Origin of the sequence: Mycolicibacterium sp. TUM20985, assembly GCF_030295745.1 — a bacterium.
Taxonomy (GTDB): domain Bacteria; phylum Actinomycetota; class Actinomycetes; order Mycobacteriales; family Mycobacteriaceae; genus Mycobacterium.
The window spans coordinates 2,702,106-2,720,773 of sequence record NZ_AP027291.1 but is presented as its reverse complement, the minus strand read 5'-3'; the positions used below and the strand labels follow the sequence as shown (position 1 = coordinate 2,720,773).

The window sequence follows — 18,668 nt, the reverse complement described above, 5'->3', positions numbered from 1 at the left end:
GCCGTCGTCGAGAGCCGGGGCCTGGACGTTGAATTCGCGGTTCCGCCAGGGGAGGTGCTGGCGATCCTCGGCCCCAACGGGGCGGGCAAGTCCACCGTCCTGCACGTCATCGCCGGTCTGGTCCGACCCGATCCCGGGTCGGTGCGCGTGGGGGACCGGGTGCTCACCGACAGTTCCACCGGCACGCGGGTCGAGACGTACGACCGTCGCATCGGCCTTCTCATGCAGGACCCCCTGCTGTTTCCCCACCTGTCGGTTTCGGCCAACGTGGCGTTCGGCGCCCGTAGCGGGAATCGACTGTCGCGCAAGGTGTCTCATGACGCCGCCGGACATTGGTTGGCCGAAGTCGAGGCGGCGGACCTGGCCCACCGTAGGCCGCGTCGACTGTCCGGCGGCCAGGCGCAGCGCGTCGCCCTGGCCCGGGCGCTGGCCGCAGACCCCGACGTCCTGCTGCTCGACGAACCCCTGGCCGGACTGGACGTCGGGACAGCGGCGGCGATGCGCGCGGTGTTGCGCCGCGTCCTGACCCGCGACGGCCGGTCGTCGGTTCTGGTCACCCACGATCTCCTCGACGTCGTGACCCTCGCCGACCGCGTCATGGTGCTGGAGTCGGGCCGCATCGCGGAAGCCGGCCGAACCGCCGACGTCGTGGCGGCGCCGCGCAGCAGTTTCGGGGCACGGTTCGCCGGAATCAACCTGGTGAACGGCCGAGCCGGGGCCGGCCCCACGCTGGTGACCAGCTGGCAGCAGGTGTGGCACGGCCGCCCCGACGACGGCGCCGTCCGCGAGGGTGAACCCGTCACCGCCACCTTCCACCCCTCGGCCGTGGCGGTCTACCGCGACGAGCCGCACGGCAGCCCCCGTAACACCGTCGAGGTCGTCATCGCCGAACTCGACAGCCGCGGCCCGGCCATCAGGGTCCGAGCCGACCAGCAACCCGACGGCTCGCCGGGGCTGTCCGCCGACATCACCGCCGAGTCCGCGTCGGATCTGCGACTCGGTCCCGGGCAACGCGTCTTCTTCACCGTCAAGTCGCAGGAAGTCGCGATCCATCCGGCCCCGTAACGACCGTGGCGACCCCCACGATCAACAAGCATCGACCACCCGCGCACCGCGCGGGTGCCTTGCCGTGTCCGGCTCCCGCCAGCAATTGTCAACGCATGTCCCTTGCACGCGTTTCGAGCTCTCAGCAATCTCCAAGTTTGACACTCTAAGAGCAACTCACACTTGCGTCACGGCTGTAACACGGTAGTTTCTTCCCCATGCAGCACCCTTCACGACGCATGGGCTTCCCCAAGGCGCTCGCCACGGCCGCCATCGCCGGCATGACCGCGATCACCCTCGCCCTCCCCGGTCCCGTCGCGTTCGCCGAACCCGTCCCGCCCGCCCCGGCGCCCGCGCCCGCTCCGGGGCCTGCCCCAGCTCCTGCGCCCGCCCCGGCCCCGGCTCCGGCTCCGGTCGATCCCAACGCGCCACCACCGCCCCCGGCCGATCCGAACGCCCCGCCGCCGGATCCCAACGCGCCTCCCGCGCCGCCGCCACCCGAACCCGGCCGCGTCGACAATGCCGCAGGCGGCTTCAGCTATGTGGTGCCGGCCGGCTGGAAGCTGTCGGACAACACGCAGCTGTCCTACGGCCAGGCGTTGCTGACGAAGATCCCCGAGCAGGGGGCCGAGGCACCGTCCGACACCAGCGTGTTGCTCGGTCGGCTCGACCTGAAGCTGTTCGCCGGCGCCGAGACCGACAACGCGAAGGCCGCCACGCGCCTGGCCTCCGACATGGGCGAGTTCTTCATGCCGTTCGCGGGTACGCGCCAGGGCCAGGAGGCAGGGCCCCTCGACGCGGCCGGAATGCCGGGGGCGTTCTCGTCCTACGAAGTCAAGTTCACCGACGCCGCCAAGCCCAACGGGCAAATCTGGGCAGGCGTCGTCGGCCAGACGCCGGACCCGGGCACCCCGCGTGGCCAGCGGACCCCGCAGCGCTGGTTCGTGGTGTGGCTGGGCTCGGCGAATCACCCCGTGGACAAGGCCGCCGCGACCGTGCTCACGCAGTCGATCCGGCCGTTCACTCCGCCTCCGCCTCCGCCGCCGCCCGAGCCCGACCCGAACGCACCACCACCGGATCCGAACGCACCGCCGGCCCGACCCGGCGTCGGCGTCCCCGTGCCGGTGACCAACGCGCCACCGGAGATGCTGCCGCCGGGGTGATCGGAGCAAATCGACTGACGAACGTGCACCTATCGGGTGCCCAATCGTTACCGGCGACCGGTAGACCGAGAAAGGAACCAGCGAGCGCGTTGGTTCGGCCGATTACACGCAGGAGTTCGTCATGGACATGATCACGGCAACGGAGTTTCTGGCGGCTCGATCCACCACGCTGACCAGCGTCGGGTGGATCGGTTACATCATCATCGGAGCGTTGGCGGGCTGGATCGCCGGCAAGATCGTCAAGGGTGGTGGCTCGGGCATTCTGATGAACATCGTCATCGGGATCGTGGGCGCACTCATCGGCGGCTTCCTGCTGAGCTTCTTCGTCGACACCGCGGCGGGTGGCTGGTGGTTCACCCTGTTCACCGCGATCCTCGGAGCGGTGATCCTGCTCGCGATCGTCGGCGCGGTCCGCAAGAGGTAGTCGCGCCGGTCACAGCGCCGCAAGGACACCGCGCATCGACGCGGCGAGCGTGCCACGGCCCGGGCCATAGACCGGGCCGCGGCCGTCGCTGAGAAGGATGCGCAGCCGCGCCATGCCGCGGGCCCGCACCGGCAGCGGTCCGAGCAGTCGTGCCAGCACGTCCTGCACGACCTCGGCCGACCGTTCGACCGCCTCGGCGTGGAGGGGCACGCGCAACCGAACCCCAGGTCGGCTGGGCAGCCGGCCGACGTCCTCCAACATTCGCCTCAGCCCCGCGGCCAAGTCCTCGCGCTCGCGGCGCGAGGCCAGCCTCAGGTAGTGCGCCGCCAGGGGTGTGCCCGCCGCGACCGTGACCCCTCGTTCGATCTGCAGGTCGTAGCGGGTAGCGAACAGGCGTGCCCACATGCGTCTCGAGCATGTCACGTCGGCCAACGCGATGCGGGGGCTTTGACGGCCGTCGGCGACGGTCGCAGGGCCTCTGTAGTAGATCGGTATGCCGTTTCGTGGCGTCATCGTCAACTCCTCGTATCGTGACCTTCTAAAACGCTATACCGGTCACTAATGACCAGTCAAGGCTTCAAGGCGGTCACGATCGGGCCTATGATGACCGCGTGACGTCTACCCAGTGGACCGGTGACCACGAGGGCAAACCGGCGCCGAACCCCTTGCGCCGGGTCCAGAGCCTCATCAACACCGTCGACCTCGAATCCGGCCAGGACCGGTTGGCCAAGGTCGACGACGCCCGCCCATGGCTCGTCGGCAACGGCCTGCTGGCCGCCGAGAGCACCGTGGGCCATGACGACCTACGCATGGTTGCCGAGGTACGAGAAAGCTTGCGCGCGCTGGTGATTCACAATTCGGGCGGACCGGCGCCGGATCCCGCGGCGATGGGGCCGCTGCACGGGCTCGCCGGCGCCGCCGTCATCCGTGCCGCCCTCGACGAGAACGGTCGGGTCTCGCTGATCGACCAGGACGATTCGTTGCGAGCCCGACTGCTCTCGCTTCTGCTGACGGTCAGGGACGCTCAGCTCGACGGCACCTGGACCCATCTGAAGGCCTGCGCGAACGACGGCTGCCGATGGGCGTTCTACGACCGCTCCCGAAACCACGGCGGAACGTGGTGTGACATGGCGACGTGCGGGAACAAGCTGAAGAATCGCGAGTTTCGTGCCAGACGGCGTCAGCCGGGCTGACCGACGGGTTACGTCGAGAGGTGCCAGACCACGGCGGCGGCGAGCGCGCCCAAGCCGTTCAGCGACCAGTGCAGGGCAATCGGAGCGATCAGGCTGCCGCTGCGCCTGCGCAGCCAGGTGAAGACGAAACCGGCCGCACCAGTCGCGATCACGGCCATCACCACACCGGCGACCATGCCGACCACGCCCGCACCGAACAGATCGGTGAAGCCGACGTTGCTACTGGTCAGGCCGAACGACGTGGCGATGTGCCACATGCCGAACAGCAGGGACCCCGCCGCCGCCACCCCGCGGAACCCCCAGGCGCGGTCGAGTGCGCCGTGCAGGACGCCGCGGAAGGCCAGTTCCTCGGGGATCACGGTCTGCAACGGGATGATGATCATCGAGGCGAGCAGCGCACCCGAAATGGTGGCGTAGTGGTCGTTCATGAACATGGGCCGCGTCCACGGCAGCAGCGCACCCGCGACCACGACCGTCCCGACCAGCACGACGGCTCCCAGCGCGTACCACGCCCCCGAACGCCACTGCTCGCGACCGAGCCCCAGCTCGTTCCAGCCCAGGCCGCGCGACCGCACCAGGAGCACCAGACCGATCGCCGCAGCGGGTACTACGACGACGTTGGCCCACGGGGTGGTGAAGTGCGCCACCAGGTTCGTCAGGACCAGCACGACGACCACGACGCCGATGTCGACGTAGACGCGGAAGTGGTGCAGAGCCGACAGCTGACCGATCAGCGGGTGAGGGGGCAGCTGCGCCTCGGCGACGTCGATCATGATCGGCCAAGCTTACGTGCCTATGAGTTTGCCCAGGTCAGAACCGACCGTCGAGTGACCCAACACACGGGTAACCTCCAGGTGAATTCCTCAGTCCGACCCAGCGGCCGGGCTTCTCCGGCGGTTGGATGTCACCCAGGGCGTCACCCGACGCCGTAGGAGTGTATTTCGATGACCGCCTGGACCACTGACCATGCCGCCCCACCCGACGAGGCGACGATCGCCCGGCTCGACCGCTGGTGGCGGGCGGCGAACTACCTCTCCGTGGGCCAGATCTACCTGCTCGACAACCCGCTGCTGCGCACCCCGCTGACCCGTGACGACGTCAAGCCCCGGCTGCTGGGCCACTGGGGGACCACACCCGGACTCAACTTCCTCTACGCCCACCTCAACCGCGCGATCAAGGCGCGCGCGCAGTCGACGATCTACGTCACCGGCCCGGGGCACGGCGGTCCCGGCCTGGTCGCCAACGCCTACCTCGACGGGACGTATTCGGAGGTGTACTCCGACATCACCCAGGACGCCGAGGGGCTGCGTCGACTGTTCCGGCAGTTCTCCTTTCCCGGGGGCATCCCCTCCCACGTCGCTCCCGAGACGCCGGGTTCAATCCATGAGGGCGGCGAGTTGGGTTATGCCCTTTCGCACGCCTACGGTGCGGCCTTCGACAACCCGGACCTACTCGTCGCGGCCGTCGTCGGTGACGGCGAGGCGGAAACTGGGGCGCTAGCGACGAGTTGGCACTCGAACAAGTTCACCAATCCCGCCAAGGACGGCGTGGTGCTTCCCATCTTGCACCTGAACGGGTTCAAGATCGCCAATCCGACTGTGCTGGCACGCATTCCAGAAGACGAACTGCGCAGTCTGATGGTCGGCTACGGGCACGAGCCATACTTCTTCGAGGTCCCCGACGATCCAGAGCACACGGACTTCGCCGACGTCCATCGTCGATTCGCCACCTTGCTCGACGCCGTCCTCGACGAGATCGCGCGGATCAAGGCCACGGCGCAGGGCGGCGGCGAGGATCGGCCGCGTTGGCCGATGATCGTGTTCCGTACCCCGAAGGGATGGACCGGACCCGCCTACATCGACGGCAAGAAGACCACCGGTTCCTGGCGTGCCCATCAGGTGCCCCTCGCCAACGCCCGCGACACACCGGAACACCTCGAGGTGCTCGCCACCTGGCTGGCCTCCTACCGACCCGACGAGCTGTTCGACGAGGACGGCCGACTGCAGTCCGACATCGCCGAACTGGCGCCGGAGGGCACGTTGCGGATGAGCGACAACCCCCACACCAACGGCGGACAGCTCCTGAAGGATCTGCGGCTGCCCGACTTCCGCGAATACGGCGTCGACGTTCCCGCCCCGGGGGCGACCCTGGCGGAGGCCACCAGGGTCCTTGGCGGCTGGCTGACCGACGTGATTCGGTTGAACCCGAACAACTTCCGCATCTTCGGGCCCGACGAGACAGCCTCGAACCGCTTGCAGGGCGTGTTCGACGCGACCGACAAGCAGTGGAACGCCGAGTACGTCTCGGCCGAGGTCGACGATCACCTCGCCCGCGTCGGCCGGGTCGTAGAGATGCTGTCCGAGCACCAGTGCCAGGGGTGGCTCGAGGGATACTTGCTGACCGGGCGGCACGGTCTGTTCAACTGCTACGAGGCGTTCATCCACATCATCGACTCGATGATGAACCAGCACGCCAAGTGGCTGAAGGTCACCAACCACATTCCGTGGCGCCGACCGATCGCAAGCTTGAACTACTTGCTGTCGAGCCATGTCTGGCGACAGGACCACAACGGGTTCAGCCACCAGGACCCCGGCTTCATCGATCACGTCGTCAACAAGCGCGCCGAGGTCGTCAGGGTCTATCTCCCACCGGATGCGAACACCCTGCTCTCCACGTATGACCACTGCTTGCGCTCCCGCCAGTACGTCAACGTGGTGGTCGCGGGCAAGCAGCCGGCGCCCAACTTCCTGACCATGGAGGAGGCGGTCGCCCACTGCACCAGGGGGCTCGGCATCTGGGAGTGGGCGGGCAGCGAGGAGCCCGGCGAGGAACCCGACGTCGTGATCGCCACGGCCGGTGACGTTCCGACGCTGGAGGGACTCGCGGCGGTCGACCTGCTGAAGCAGCACATTCCGGGTTTGCGGATCCGGTTCGTCAACGTCGTGGACCTGATGCGGCTGCAGGATGACACCGAACATCCACACGGCTTGTCCAGCAAGGCCTTCGACATGGTCTTCACACCCGACAAGCCGGTCGTCTTCGCCTATCACGGGTACCCGTGGCTCATCCACCGGCTGATCTACCGCCGCACCAACGCCAATGCCTTCCACGTCAGGGGATACAAGGAGGAGGGCACCACCACCACGCCGTTCGACATGGTGATGCTCAACGATCTCGACCGGTTCCACCTGGTGATCGACGTGATCGATCGCGTGCCGTCGCTGCAGACGAAGTACGCCACGCTGCGCCAGGACATGGTCGACCGGCGGATCTCGGCGCGCGAATACACCCGTGAGCACGGTGACGACCTCCCCGAGGTCCGCGATTGGATGTGGCCCGCCGCGCATGGCGTCGCGTCCGCATCGACGATCTCGGCGTCCGAGGCCACGGGCGGTGACAACGAGTAGCTCGGCCCCGCCCCGCGCCGTCCGCAGTCGCTGAACGATACTGATCGGCATGCTTGACACGTGTCAGCTTCTGGCGTCGGTGCGGGTGCTCGACACCGGGGGCCCGGATTCGGACGGCGTGAGCCGACTCCTGGCCGATCTGGGCGCCGACGTGCTGAAGGTCGAGGCACCGGGCGGTGCCGCCCACCGCACGGCCCGGCCCACCGTGGCGGGGGCGTCGGTGGCCTTCGCGCTCGACAACGCCAACAAGCGAAGTGCCGTGCTCGATCCGCACGAGGCCGGCGACCGGGACCGCTTCGTCGAACTGGTCGCCCGCGCCGACATCCTGGTCGACGGTGGGGGACCCGTCGGCGCCGTCTCGTTCGGCAGGTCCGCCGCCGAGCTGGCGGACCGGTTCGATCATCTCGTCGCGCTCGAGATCACCGACTTCGGCACGTCGGGTCCGCGCGCGGACTGGCGGGCCACAGACGCCGTGCTGTACGCGATGTCGACGGCACTGTCCCGCTCGGGACCCACCGCGGGGCGTCCGGTGCTGCCGCCGAACGGCATCGCGTCGGGTACCGCCGCAGTTCAGGGCGCCTGGGTCGCACTGGTCGCGTACTATCACCGATTGCGCTGCGGCCGTGGTGATTACATCGACTTCTCCCGGTTCGAAGCCGTCGTCCAGTGCCTCGATCCACCCTTCGGGTCGGAGGGTCAGGCCGCCGTCGGGCAGAAGTCGTCCGGCGAATTGTGGCGCGGACGCCCGCGCAATCAGCAGATCTATCCCACGTTCCCGTGCCGCGATGGGTTCGTCAGGATCTGCCTGCTGTCGGCACGACAGTGGCGGGGCATGCGGGCCTGGCTCGGCGAACCGGAGCAGTTCTCCGACGCCAAGTTCGAGTCGATCGGCGCCCGCTACGCCGCCTCGAGTGAACTCAACGCCGTCATCGCCGACCTGTTCGCGGACCAGACGATGGACGCCCTCGTCGCCGAGGGTCAACGCCGGGGTGTCCCCATCGCCGCCGTGCTCAGTCCCGCCCAGGCACTCGCGTCGGATCACTTCCGCGACGTCGGCGCGCTGACCGAGGCCCGAGTGTCGCCAGATGCGACGCTCGAAATGTTGGCCGGTCCGTTCGTGATCGACGGCCGCCGAGCGGGTCTGGAGCGTCCCTGCCCGGATCCCGGTGCCGACGACGGCCGATGGCTCGACGTGGAGCGCCCGTCCGCACCGGCCGCCCATGCACCGGGCGGGCAGCCGTTCGAGGAATTGCGCGTGCTGGATCTCGGCGTCATCGTCGCCGGTGGCGAGCTCGGCCGACTGTTCGCCGACCTCGGTGCCGAGGTGATCAAGGTGGAGAGTGCGACGTATCCCGACGGGTTACGGCAGACCCCGCCCGGTCAGCCGATGAGCAGATCGTGGGCGCTCACCCATCGCAACGAGTCGAGCCTCGGTCTTGATCTGCGTCATCCGCAGGGTGCCGCCATGTTCAGTCGGCTGGTGTCGGAGTCCGATGCGGTGTTCGCCAACTTCAAACCGGGAACCCTTGCTGCCCTTGGCTTCTCCTTTGGTGAGCTGCGCGCTCTCAACCCAGGGATCATCCTTGCCGAGAGCAGCGCCTTCGGCGCGACCGGTCCGTGGAGCGGGCGGATGGGTTACGGACCGCTGGTGCGCGCCACCACCGGTGTCAGCCGGCTGTGGACCTCCGATGACGCGAACGACGTCGGCTTCTACGACGCCACGACGATCTTCCCGGACCACGTCGTCGCCAGGATCACCGCGATCGGTGCCCTTGCGGCACTCATCGCCCGGAGCACCTCCGGGGCGGGTGCCCACGTGCACGTGTCGCAGGCCGAGGCCGCGGTCAACCAGCTCGCCACCACCTACGCCGCCGACGCCGCACGAGCCGCGGGCCTCGACGTCGCCGACGACGCCGCCGTCCACGCCGTCTACCCGTGCGCTGGGGACGACGAATGGTGCGTGATCTCGGTGCGTTCCGACGATGATCGCGTGGCGCTGGCCAAGGTCATGGGGGCCGTCGAATTGCGCGGTGAAAGAGCGTCATTGCTGGAGCAGCTGGCGGAGTGGACGTCGACCCGCGACAAGGCCGAGGTCGCCGCGGCGGCCCAGGACGCCGGGGTGCCCGCGGGCCCGATGAATCGTGCGGTCGACGTCCTCGCCGATCCGCAACTCACCTTCCGCCATTTGTACGGCGACATGGCCCACCCGCTGTTCGCTGCACCGCTGACCGCCGAAACCCATCCGGCGCCGTTCCGGCGGATCGCCGACGCGCCCCAACGGCCCGCCCCGATGCCGGGGGAGCAGACTCGGGAGATCGTGGGTGCCGTGCTGGATCTGGACTCCGACGACATCGACCGATTGATCACCGAGGGCGTGCTGTTCGCATGGTCCGGGCCCGACGACAGGAGCACCTCATGACGACGCTTACGGATTTCGACGGCGGCAGGCTGTTCATCGACGGGCGGTTTCGCAAGGCCACTCACGTGGAACCGGTCATCGAGGCGGCGACCGGGGAACCGCTCGGCGACGGCTCCTCGGCGACCGAATCCGAGATCGACGACGCCGTGGCAGCGGCGGGCGCGGCACTGGACGGCTGGCGTGCCACCCCCGCGGCCGAGCGCGCCGACATTCTGCTCCGCTTAGCCGACGCGCTGACCGCGCGATCGTCGACCACCAACGAGTTGTGCACCCGCGAGAACGGCATGCCGATCCGGCTGTCGCGGGGCTCGAACGGTGCCTTCCCCGCGGCGCTGCTGCGGTACTACGCGGGGCTAATCGCCGAGTCCGACGATGAGGAGATCCGGCCCGCGATGATCGGGCACACCATCGTGCGCCGCGAACCCGTCGGAGTCGTCGGCGCCATCACGCCGTGGAACTACCCGCAGGCGCTGGCGGCCATGAAGATCGCGCCCGCCCTGGCCGCGGGGTGCACGATGGTGCTCAAGGCGGCTCCCGAAACTGCCTTGGATGCATTGGTATTCGGCGAGGCGGCGGAGGAGGCCGGCCTGCCGCCAGGCGTTCTCAACATCGTGGCCGGTGGACCGGTGGCAGGCGCGCACCTGGTGCAGCATCCCGGCATCGACAAGGTGGCCTTCACGGGATCGACCGCGGCGGGCCGCGTCATCGCCGAGATGTGCGGGCGACTTCTGCGGCCGGTCACGCTGGAACTGGGCGGCAAGTCAGCGGCGATCATCCTCGACGATGCCGACCTCGACGCGACGATCAAGGGTCTGCGGTCGGCCTCGTTCGTCAACAACGGGCAGACGTGTCATCTGAGCTCGCGGATCCTGGCCCCGCGGTCGCGTTACGGCGAAGTGGTCGACGCGGTGGCGGCGCTCGCCGACGGTCTCACCGTCGGGGACCCGCTGGACAAGGGCACCGTCATCGGCCCGCTGGTCAGTGCCCGCCAGCGCGAACGCGTGCTGAACTACATCGACGTCGGCAAGTCTGAAGGCGGCAAAGTCGTTGCGGGCGGCGCGGTTCCGGCCGATCAGCCGCGAGGCTGGTTCGTCTCGCCGACCGTCTTCGCCGACGTCGACAACTCCGCCCGCATCGCGCAGGAGGAGATCTTCGGACCGGTGGTCGCGGTGATTCCGTATGACTCCGACCGCGAGGCGATCGAGATCGCCAACGACAGCGAGTTCGGTCTCGGCGGCACGGTGTGGTCAACCGACACCGAGCGCGCCACCGACGTCGCCCGCGCCGTCCACACGGGCACCATCGGCGTCAACGACTATCAGCTGGACATGCAGTCACCGTTCGGCGGCGTCAAGGCCAGCGGCATGGGTCGCGAACTGGGCCCGGAGGGCCTGGCCGCCTACCAGACGCTGAAGTCCATCTACCGCGTCGGACCCTTCCCCTCCTAGCCCACCAGCGCGAGCAGAGAAGCAGAAAGGCAACCCATGCCGCTGGATGCCAGAACACCGGTGCTCGTCGGCTACGGCCAGGTCAACCAACGCGACGGTGATCCGACGGTGGAGCCCGTCGACCTGATGGAGCAGGCGGCTCGGGCCGCGGCCGATCCGCGGGTGCTCGAAGCCGTGGACTCCGTGCGCATCGTCAACCTGCTGTCCTGGCGGTACCGCAACCCCGGACTGCTTCTCGCCGAACGGATTCGAGCCACCAACGCCGAGGGTCGGTACACCAGCATCGGCGGTAACGTCCCGCAATCGCTGGTCAACCAGGCGTGTCTCGACATCCAACGCGGCGCCGCGGACGCCGTGATCATCGCCGGTGCCGAGACGTGGCGCACCCGGACCAAGGTGCGGGCAGCGGGCGGCAAGCTGGACTACACGAAGCAGGACGACTCGGTGCCCGTTCCGCAGGGCGCCGAGGACGAGTTCGCGCTGGCCGGGCCCGTCGAACTGCGCATTCATCTGGATCGGCCGTCGTTCGTCTACCCGATGTTCGAGCAGGCGTTGCGCATCACGGCTGGGGAGACGCCCGACGAACACCGCCGCCGGATCGGCGAGCTGTGGGCCGGATTCAGCACCGTCGCCCAGGGCAACCCGCACGCCTGGAACCGGAGCGTCGTGACCGCCGAGGACGTCTGGCAGCCCAGTGCGACCAACCGGATGATCAGCTGGCCGTACACCAAGTTGATGAACTCCAACAACATGGTCGACCAGGGAGCCGCCCTGGTGCTGATGTCGGTGGAAAGAGCTACATACCTTCAGGTTCCGAACGATCGCTGGGTGTTCCCGTATGCGGGCACCGACGCTCATGACACCTATCTGATCGGCGAGCGCGACGCGTTCGACCGATCACCCGCCATCCGGATCGCCGGTGGCCGGGCGCTGGAGCTGGCGGGTCGGGGCATCGACGACATGGACTTCGTCGACCTGTACTCCTGCTTCCCCTCAGCGGTCCAGGTCGCCGCACGCGAACTCGGTCTTGCGCTCGACGGCCCTCACCCGCTGACGGTGACCGGCGGCCTGACCTTTGCGGGCGGGCCGTGGAACAACTACGTCACGCACTCCATCGCCACCATGGCGGAGCGGCTGACCTCGTCGCCGGGGACCGTCGGCCTCGTCACGGCCAATGGCGGTTACCTGACCAAGCACAGCTTCGGCGTCTACGGGACCGAGCCGCCAGTGAACGAATTCCGTTGGGAGGACGTGCAATCTGCTGTCGACGCCCAGCCGACGCGGATCGCCGAGGACGAGTGGGAGGGTGTCGGGACCGTCGAGTCGTGGACCACGCCGGTCAGCCGCGACGGCATTCCAGAGAAGGCGTTCCTCGCGGTCCGCACGCCCACCGACAGCCGCGCCCTCGCGGTGATCACCGACGCCACCGAGGCCGAGGCGAGTACTCGCGAGGACCTCGCGGGCGCCAAGGTCCGCGTGCTCGCCGACGGTAGCGCCACCCTCCTGTAGCGCCCCGCGCGATTTGTGCACCCGCGCCCGTGGCAAGCGCGGGTGCGGGTGCACATATCGCGCGGGGGGGCGGTTGACTTCCGCCGGGCGGCTTCCCTAGGGTGAGCGGCACCACATATTGAAACGTTTCAACAACGCTGAGGTGCGGGGTATGACCAACAGCTTGCTCGACAACATCGCCATCGAACTGCCGTCGTGGGCGTTCGGAAACTCGGGAACGCGGTTCAAGGTCTTCGGTACGCCGGGCACGCCGCGAACCATCCAGGAGAAGATCGCCGACGCCGCGACGGTGCACCGGTTCACGGGCATGGCTCCGACCGTGGCACTGCACATCCCGTGGGACCGGGTCGACGACTACGCCGCGCTCGGCGCCTTCGCGGCCGAGCACGGCGTGCAACTGGGCACCATCAACTCCAACACCTTCCAGGACGACGACTACAAGTTCGGCAGCCTGACGCACATCGACAAGATGGTGCGGCAGAAGGCGATCGACCACCATCTGGCATGTATCGAGATCATGGACCAGACGGGCTCACGGGATCTCAAGATCTGGCTGGCCGACGGCACCAACTACCCAGGCCAGGGCGACATCCGCGGCAGGCAGGACCGGCTGGCGGAATCGTTGGCGTCGATCTACCAGCACATCGGTCCCCATCAGCGAATGGTGTTGGAGTACAAGTTCTTCGAACCCGCGATGTACATGACCGACGTGCCGGATTGGGGCACCTCCTACGCTCAGGTCAGCGCGCTAGGCGAGCGCGCGAAGGTCTGCCTCGACACCGGCCACCACGCACCGGGAACCAACATCGAGTTCATCGTCGCGCAGCTGCTACGGCTGCAGAAGCTCGGTTCGTTCGACTTCAACTCCCGCTTCTACGCCGACGACGACCTCATCGTCGGCGCGGCCGACCCGTTCCAGCTGTTCCGGATCATGTTCGAGGTGATCCGCGGCGGCGGTCTGGAGACGGGATCCGACCTCGCGTTGATGCTCGACCAGTGTCACAACGTGGAGGCCAAGATCCCGGGCCAGATCCGCTCAGTGCTCAACGTGGCCGAGATGACGGCACGGGCGCTGCTGGTGGACACCGAGGAGCTGGCGTCGGCACAGGAGGCCGGTGACGTACTGGGCGCCAACGAGATCTTCATGGATGCCTTCTACACCGACGTCCGTCCCGCGATGGCCCACTGGCGCACCGAACGCGGCCTGCCCGCACACCCGATGCGTGCGTTCGCCGAGTCCGGGTATCAGAAGACCGTCGACGCCGACCGCGTCGGCGGAACCCAATCGTCCTGGGGAGCATGAATGACCAACGCATGCGTTGCCGATCTGATCGCCCGCTCCAACCGACTCGGGGCAGATCCCAAGAACACCAACTACGCGGGCGGCAACACCTCGACCAAGGGTTCCGACGTCGATCCCGTCACCGGAGAACCGGTAGACCTGTTGTGGGTCAAGGGTTCCGGGGGAGACCTCGGCACACTGACCGAGACCGGACTGGCCGTCCTTCGGCTGGACCGGATGCGTACGCTGGTCCACGTCTACCCCGGCGTCGAGCGCGAGGACGAGATGGTGGCCGCCTTCGACTACTGCCTGCACGGCCGCGGCGGGGCGGCACCGTCCATCGACACCGCCATGCACGGTCTCGTCGATGCGGCACACGTCGACCACCTGCATCCCGACTCGGGCATCGCGCTGGCGACCGCCGCCGACGGTGAGGCGTTGACCAAGCAGATCTTCGGTGACCGCGTGGTGTGGGTTCCATGGCGCCGGCCCGGCTTTCAGCTGGGCCTCGACATCGCCGAGATCAAGGAGCGCAACCCGCAGGCCATCGGCACCATCCTCGGCGGGCACGGCATCACCGCGTGGGGAGACACCTCCACCGAGGCCGAGGCACGGTCGCTGGAGATCATCGACACCGTCGCGAAGTACATCGAGGCCAACGGCCGACCGCAGCCATTCGGTGCGCCACTGGACGGTTATGGCGCGCTGCCCGACGAGCAGCGGCGGGCCAAGGCCGCCGCACTGGCCCCCTTCGTCCGCGGGTTGGCATCGGCGGACAAACCTCAGGTCGGCCACTTCACCGACGACCCTCGGGTGCTCGAATTCCTTTCCACCAGTGCGCATCCGCGGCTCGCGGCACTGGGCACCAGCTGCCCCGACCACTTCCTGCGCACCAAGGTCAAGCCGATGGTGCTCGACCTGCCCGCCGACGCCTCGCTCGAGGACTGCCGGACCAGGCTGGCCGACTTGCACCAGACCTACCGCGCGGACTACCAGGCGTACTACGACCGGCACGCCTCCGCCGACAGCCCCGCGCTGCGCGGGGCGGATCCGGCCATCGTGCTGATCCCCGGTGTCGGGATGTTCAGCTACGGCAAGGACAAGCAGACGGCGCGGGTGGCCGGCGAGTTCTACCTCAACGCCATCAACGTGATGCGCGGGGCGGAGGCCATCTCCACCTACGCGCCGATCGACGAAGCGGAGAAGTTCCGCATCGAGTACTGGGCGCTCGAGGAGGCCAAGCTGGCGCGGATGCCCAAGCCGAAGGCGCTCGCCACCCGCATCGCGCTGGTCACCGGCGCTGCGTCGGGTATCGGCAAGGCCATCGCGACCCGCCTCGCGGCGGAGGGCGCCTGCGTCGTCATCGCCGACCTCGATGCCGAGAAGGCCGGTGCGGCAGCGGAAGCAATTGGTTCGGCCGACGTCGCGATCGGCATCGCCGCCGACGTCACCGACGAGGCCGCCGTACAGGCCGCGATCGACGCCACCGTCCTGGCGTTCGGCGGTATCGACATCGTGGTCAACAACGCGGGTCTCTCACTGTCCAAGTCGCTCCTGGAGACGACGGCGGCGGACTGGGACCTGCAGCACAACGTGATGGCCCGCGGCTCGTTCCTAGTGTCCAAGGCCGCCGCGCGAGCGCTGATCGACCAGGGCCTCGGCGGGGACATCATCTACATCTCGTCGAAGAACGCGGTGTTCGCCGGGCCCATCAACATCGCCTACTCGGCAACCAAGGCCGACCAGGCGCATCAAGTGCGGCTACTGGCGGCCGAACTCGGGGAGCACGGCGTCAAGGTCAACGGCATCAACCCCGACGGGGTGGTGCGCGGCTCTGGCATCTTCGCCGGCGGCTGGGGTGCCAAGCGAGCCGCGGTGTACGGCGTGCCGGAGGAGGAGCTCGGCGCCTACTACGCGCAGCGCACCCTGCTGAAACGTGAAGTCCTGCCGGAGAACATCGCCAACGCCGCGTTCGCGTTGTGTACGTCGGACTTCTCGCACACGACGGGACTGCACGTGCCGGTCGATGCCGGCGTGGCGGCGGCGTTCTTACGATGAGCGCTTGCGCGAAGAGCAAAGGACACAGGTGAGTTCCTCTTTCGTCGCAGTCGACCTCGGCGCCACCAGCGGCCGGGTGATGTTGGCCGAGGTGGGCCAGGGGTCGCTCGAGATGCGCCAGATGAACCGGTTCGCCAATGAGCCGGTCTATCTATGGAACGGCGAGCGCACCGCGATGCACTGGGATCTACCCGGTCTGTTCGCCGGAATCTGCGCCGGGTTGGCCGAAGCGGTGCGCGCGGCACCGGATCTGATGAGCATCGGGGTCGACTCCTGGGCGGTCGACTACGGACTGTTGCGCGACGGGAAACTCCTTGGGCTGCCGTACAACTACCGCGATTCCCGCTGCGCACGCGGCGCCGAGATCGTGCACGCCGCACTCCCACAGGAACAGATCTTCGCCCGCAACGGATTGCAGTTCCTGGCCTTCAACACCATGTTCCAGCTCGCCGCCGACCAGCAAGAGGGTCTGCTCGACCTCGCGGACACCGCGCTGCTGGTGCCCGACCTCATCGGTTACTGGCTGACGGGCGCGATGGCGACCGAGCGGACCAATGCGTCCACGACGGGATTGCTCGGCATCGACGGGCGGTGGGACGACGAGCTGGAGTCGAGGCTGGGCCTGCCCGGCGGGCTCTTCCCCGCGCTCACGGAACCGGGTGCGGAGCTCGGCTTCGTGCTGCCCGATCTCGCCGACCGGGCCGGGTTGACCGCGGGCCTGCGCGTCACCACGGTGGCCTCACACGACACGGCCTCGGCGGTGGTTGCCATCCCGATGCGCTCGGAGTCCTCGGCCTACATCTCCTGTGGCACGTGGGCACTCGTCGGGGTGGAGCTGGCCACGCCGGTGGTCACCGCCGACGCCCGCGCCGCAAACTTCACCAACGAGGTGGGCGCTGACGGTCGAATCCGCTTCCTGCGCAACGTGATGGGACTCTGGCTGCTCAGTGAGACCGTGCGGCACTGGGAGCGCGACGGCTCGCGGGTCGATCTGCCCCGCTTGCTGGAGCAGGCCGCCGCCTGCCCGACACCACCGGCGGTGTTCGACGCCGACGACCCGCGGTTCGTCGAGCCGGGCGACATGCCCGGCCGCATCCTCGGGTGGTACGCCGAACGTGGCGAGCCCGCACCGGCGAACCGACCGGAGATGGCGCGGGCCATCGTCGAGAGCCTAGCCGCCGGGTTCGCCCGCGGCGTCGAGCAGTCGGCCGCCCTCACGGGCGTGCCCGTCGAGACGGTTCACCTGGTGGGCGGCGGGGCGAGGAACCGACTGCTCTGCCAACTGGTCGCCGACCGCGTCGGCAGGCCGGTGGTCGCCGGCCCCGTCGAGGCCACCGCGATCGGTAACGTGTTGATTCAGGCCCGCGCGCACGACCTGTTGCGCGGCGATCTCGAGGATCTCCGCGGCGGCATGGCCGCCGCGCTGGCGGGCGAACGTTTCGACCCGCAACGGACGACAGCTGGAAGGGTTTGACGTCATGGAGAGAAGGATTCCCAACTGGAACGATCTCGCGCCGCTCATGCAGTTCAAGAAACCGGAGTTCGACGCCACCAAGCGCCGGCTCGACAAGGCGCTGACGATCGAGGATCTCCGCCGCATCGCCAAGCGCCGCACCCCGCGGGCGGCGTTCGACTACACCGACGGCTCCGCGGAGGCCGAACTCTCCATCGCGCGGGCGCGGCAAGCGTTCTCCGACGTGGAGTTCCATCCGGCCATCCTTCGCGACGTGTCGAAGGTCAGCACCGGATGGGACGTCCTCGGTGCGCCGGTGAGCCTGCCGTTCGGCATCGCACCGACCGGGTTCACCCGCATGATGCACACCGAGGGCGAGATCGCCGGCGCCCACGCGGCGGCGAAGGCCGGCATCCCGTTCTCGCTGTCCACGATGGGCACCACGGCCATCGAGGACGTCAAGAAGGCGAACCCGTTGGGCCGCAACTGGTTCCAGCTCTACATGTGGAAGGACCGCGACCGGTCGATGGCGCTCGTCGAACGCGCGGTGACGGCGGGCTATGACACCCTGCTGGTGACCGTCGACGTTCCCGTCGCCGGCGCCCGCCTGCGCGACAAGCGCAACGGCATGTCCATACCGCCCGCGCTCACGCTGCGCACCATCGCCAACGCGCTGCCGCGGCCGCAGTGGTGGTTCGACTTCCTGACCACCGAACCGCTGGCGTTCGCCTCGCTCGACCGTTGGTCGGGCACCGTGGCCGAACTGCTGGACACCATGTTCGATCCCACCGTCACGTTCGAGGACCTCGCCTGGATCAAGTCCCAGTGGCCCGGCAAGTTCGTGGTCAAGGGCATACAAACGGTCGATGATGCGCGGGCGGTCACCGATCTCGGCGTCGACGGCATCATCCTGTCCAATCATGGTGGACGACAATTGGATCGGGCTCCGATCCCGTTCCACCTGCTGCCCGAGGTGGTCGCCGAGGTCGGTGACGACGTCGAGATCATCCTCGACACCGGCATCATGTCCGGTGCCGACGTCGTGGCCGCCGTGGCCATGGGCGCCCGCTTCACGCTGATCGGCCGGGCGTACCTGTACGGGTTGATGGCGGGCGGCGAGGCGGGAGTGAACCGTGCCATCGAGATCCTCACCGACCAGGTCGAGCGCACCATGCGGCTGCTCGGCGTGACGCGTCTGGAGGAGCTGGGTCCCCGGCACGTCACACAGCTGGTGCGGTTGGCGCCTCGTTCCCTGGCCGGCGAGTAGC

Annotated in this window: 14 protein-coding genes and 1 pseudogene; 13 read left to right on the top strand and 2 right to left on the bottom strand. The window is 68.4% G+C overall.

Annotated elements, in window-relative coordinates:
• Positions 1-39: 39 nt before the first annotated feature.
• The 4 genes and pseudogenes from QUE68_RS29630 to QUE68_RS13380 form a co-directional block, all read left to right on the top strand.
• A pseudogene (locus QUE68_RS29630) lies at positions 40-411 on the top strand (ATP-binding cassette domain-containing protein); the annotation flags it as partial.
• A gap of 87 nt (positions 412-498) precedes the next feature.
• Entirely contained in the window at positions 499-1,065 is a 567-nt protein-coding gene (locus QUE68_RS29625) for a TOBE domain-containing protein (RefSeq protein ID WP_454786361.1), read from the top strand.
• A gap of 197 nt (positions 1,066-1,262) precedes the next feature.
• Positions 1,263-2,207, top strand: a complete 945-nt coding sequence (locus QUE68_RS13385; protein WP_284226588.1) for an APA family fibronectin-binding glycoprotein — start codon at positions 1,263-1,265, stop codon at positions 2,205-2,207.
• Between the two features lie 121 nt (positions 2,208-2,328).
• On the top strand, positions 2,329-2,631 hold the full coding sequence (locus tag QUE68_RS13380; RefSeq protein WP_284226587.1) for a GlsB/YeaQ/YmgE family stress response membrane protein: 303 nt from the start codon (positions 2,329-2,331) through the stop codon (positions 2,629-2,631).
• Between the two features lie 9 nt (positions 2,632-2,640).
• Here QUE68_RS13380 and QUE68_RS13375 read toward each other — a convergent pair whose 3' ends face one another.
• Positions 2,641-3,144: a hypothetical protein gene (locus tag QUE68_RS13375; protein WP_284236078.1), complete on the bottom strand. Its 504-nt coding sequence runs from the start codon at positions 3,142-3,144 to the stop codon at positions 2,641-2,643.
• A gap of 98 nt (positions 3,145-3,242) precedes the next feature.
• Here QUE68_RS13375 and QUE68_RS13370 point away from each other — a divergent pair, with 98 nt between their 5' ends.
• A complete protein-coding gene (locus QUE68_RS13370; RefSeq protein WP_284226585.1) occupies positions 3,243-3,824 on the top strand; it encodes a CGNR zinc finger domain-containing protein in 582 nt (193 codons plus the stop codon).
• A gap of 8 nt (positions 3,825-3,832) precedes the next feature.
• On the opposite strand, the gene QUE68_RS13365 is transcribed toward QUE68_RS13370, so the two are convergent.
• A complete protein-coding gene (locus QUE68_RS13365; RefSeq protein WP_284226584.1) occupies positions 3,833-4,597 on the bottom strand; it encodes a CPBP family intramembrane glutamic endopeptidase in 765 nt (254 codons plus the stop codon).
• A 171-nt stretch (positions 4,598-4,768) separates the two neighbouring features.
• On the opposite strand from QUE68_RS13365, the gene QUE68_RS13360 reads away from it, so the two are divergent.
• The 8 genes from QUE68_RS13360 (at position 4,769) to QUE68_RS13325 (ending at position 18,667) form a co-directional block, all read left to right on the top strand.
• Positions 4,769-7,231 (top strand): phosphoketolase family protein, encoded by a 2,463-nt coding sequence (locus tag QUE68_RS13360; RefSeq protein ID WP_284226583.1) that lies wholly within the window; start codon positions 4,769-4,771, stop codon positions 7,229-7,231.
• 49 nt (positions 7,232-7,280) lie between these two features.
• A complete protein-coding gene (locus tag QUE68_RS13355; RefSeq protein WP_284226582.1) occupies positions 7,281-9,650 on the top strand; it encodes a CoA transferase in 2,370 nt (789 codons plus the stop codon).
• On the top strand, positions 9,647-11,098 hold the full coding sequence (locus QUE68_RS13350; RefSeq protein WP_284226580.1) for an aldehyde dehydrogenase: 1,452 nt from the start codon (positions 9,647-9,649) through the stop codon (positions 11,096-11,098). Before QUE68_RS13355 ends, QUE68_RS13350 begins: the two co-directional genes overlap by 4 nt.
• 36 nt (positions 11,099-11,134) lie before the next feature.
• Positions 11,135-12,607 (top strand): acetyl-CoA acetyltransferase, encoded by a 1,473-nt coding sequence (locus QUE68_RS13345; protein ID WP_284226579.1) that lies wholly within the window; start codon positions 11,135-11,137, stop codon positions 12,605-12,607.
• Between the two features lie 151 nt (positions 12,608-12,758).
• Entirely contained in the window at positions 12,759-13,910 is a 1,152-nt protein-coding gene (rhaI, locus tag QUE68_RS13340) for an L-rhamnose isomerase (protein WP_284226578.1), read from the top strand.
• Positions 13,911-15,947 (top strand): bifunctional aldolase/short-chain dehydrogenase, encoded by a 2,037-nt coding sequence (locus tag QUE68_RS13335; protein WP_284236079.1) that lies wholly within the window; start codon positions 13,911-13,913, stop codon positions 15,945-15,947.
• A 79-nt stretch (positions 15,948-16,026) separates the two neighbouring features.
• Positions 16,027-17,421, top strand: a complete 1,395-nt coding sequence (locus QUE68_RS13330) for a rhamnulokinase (protein WP_286275817.1) — start codon at positions 16,027-16,029, stop codon at positions 17,419-17,421.
• Positions 17,422-17,425: 4 nt separating this feature from the next.
• The gene (locus QUE68_RS13325) at positions 17,426-18,667 is read left to right on the top strand and encodes an alpha-hydroxy acid oxidase (protein WP_284236081.1); all 1,242 of its coding nucleotides are present in this window, start codon (positions 17,426-17,428) and stop codon (positions 18,665-18,667) included.
• Position 18,668 lies beyond the last annotated feature (1 nt).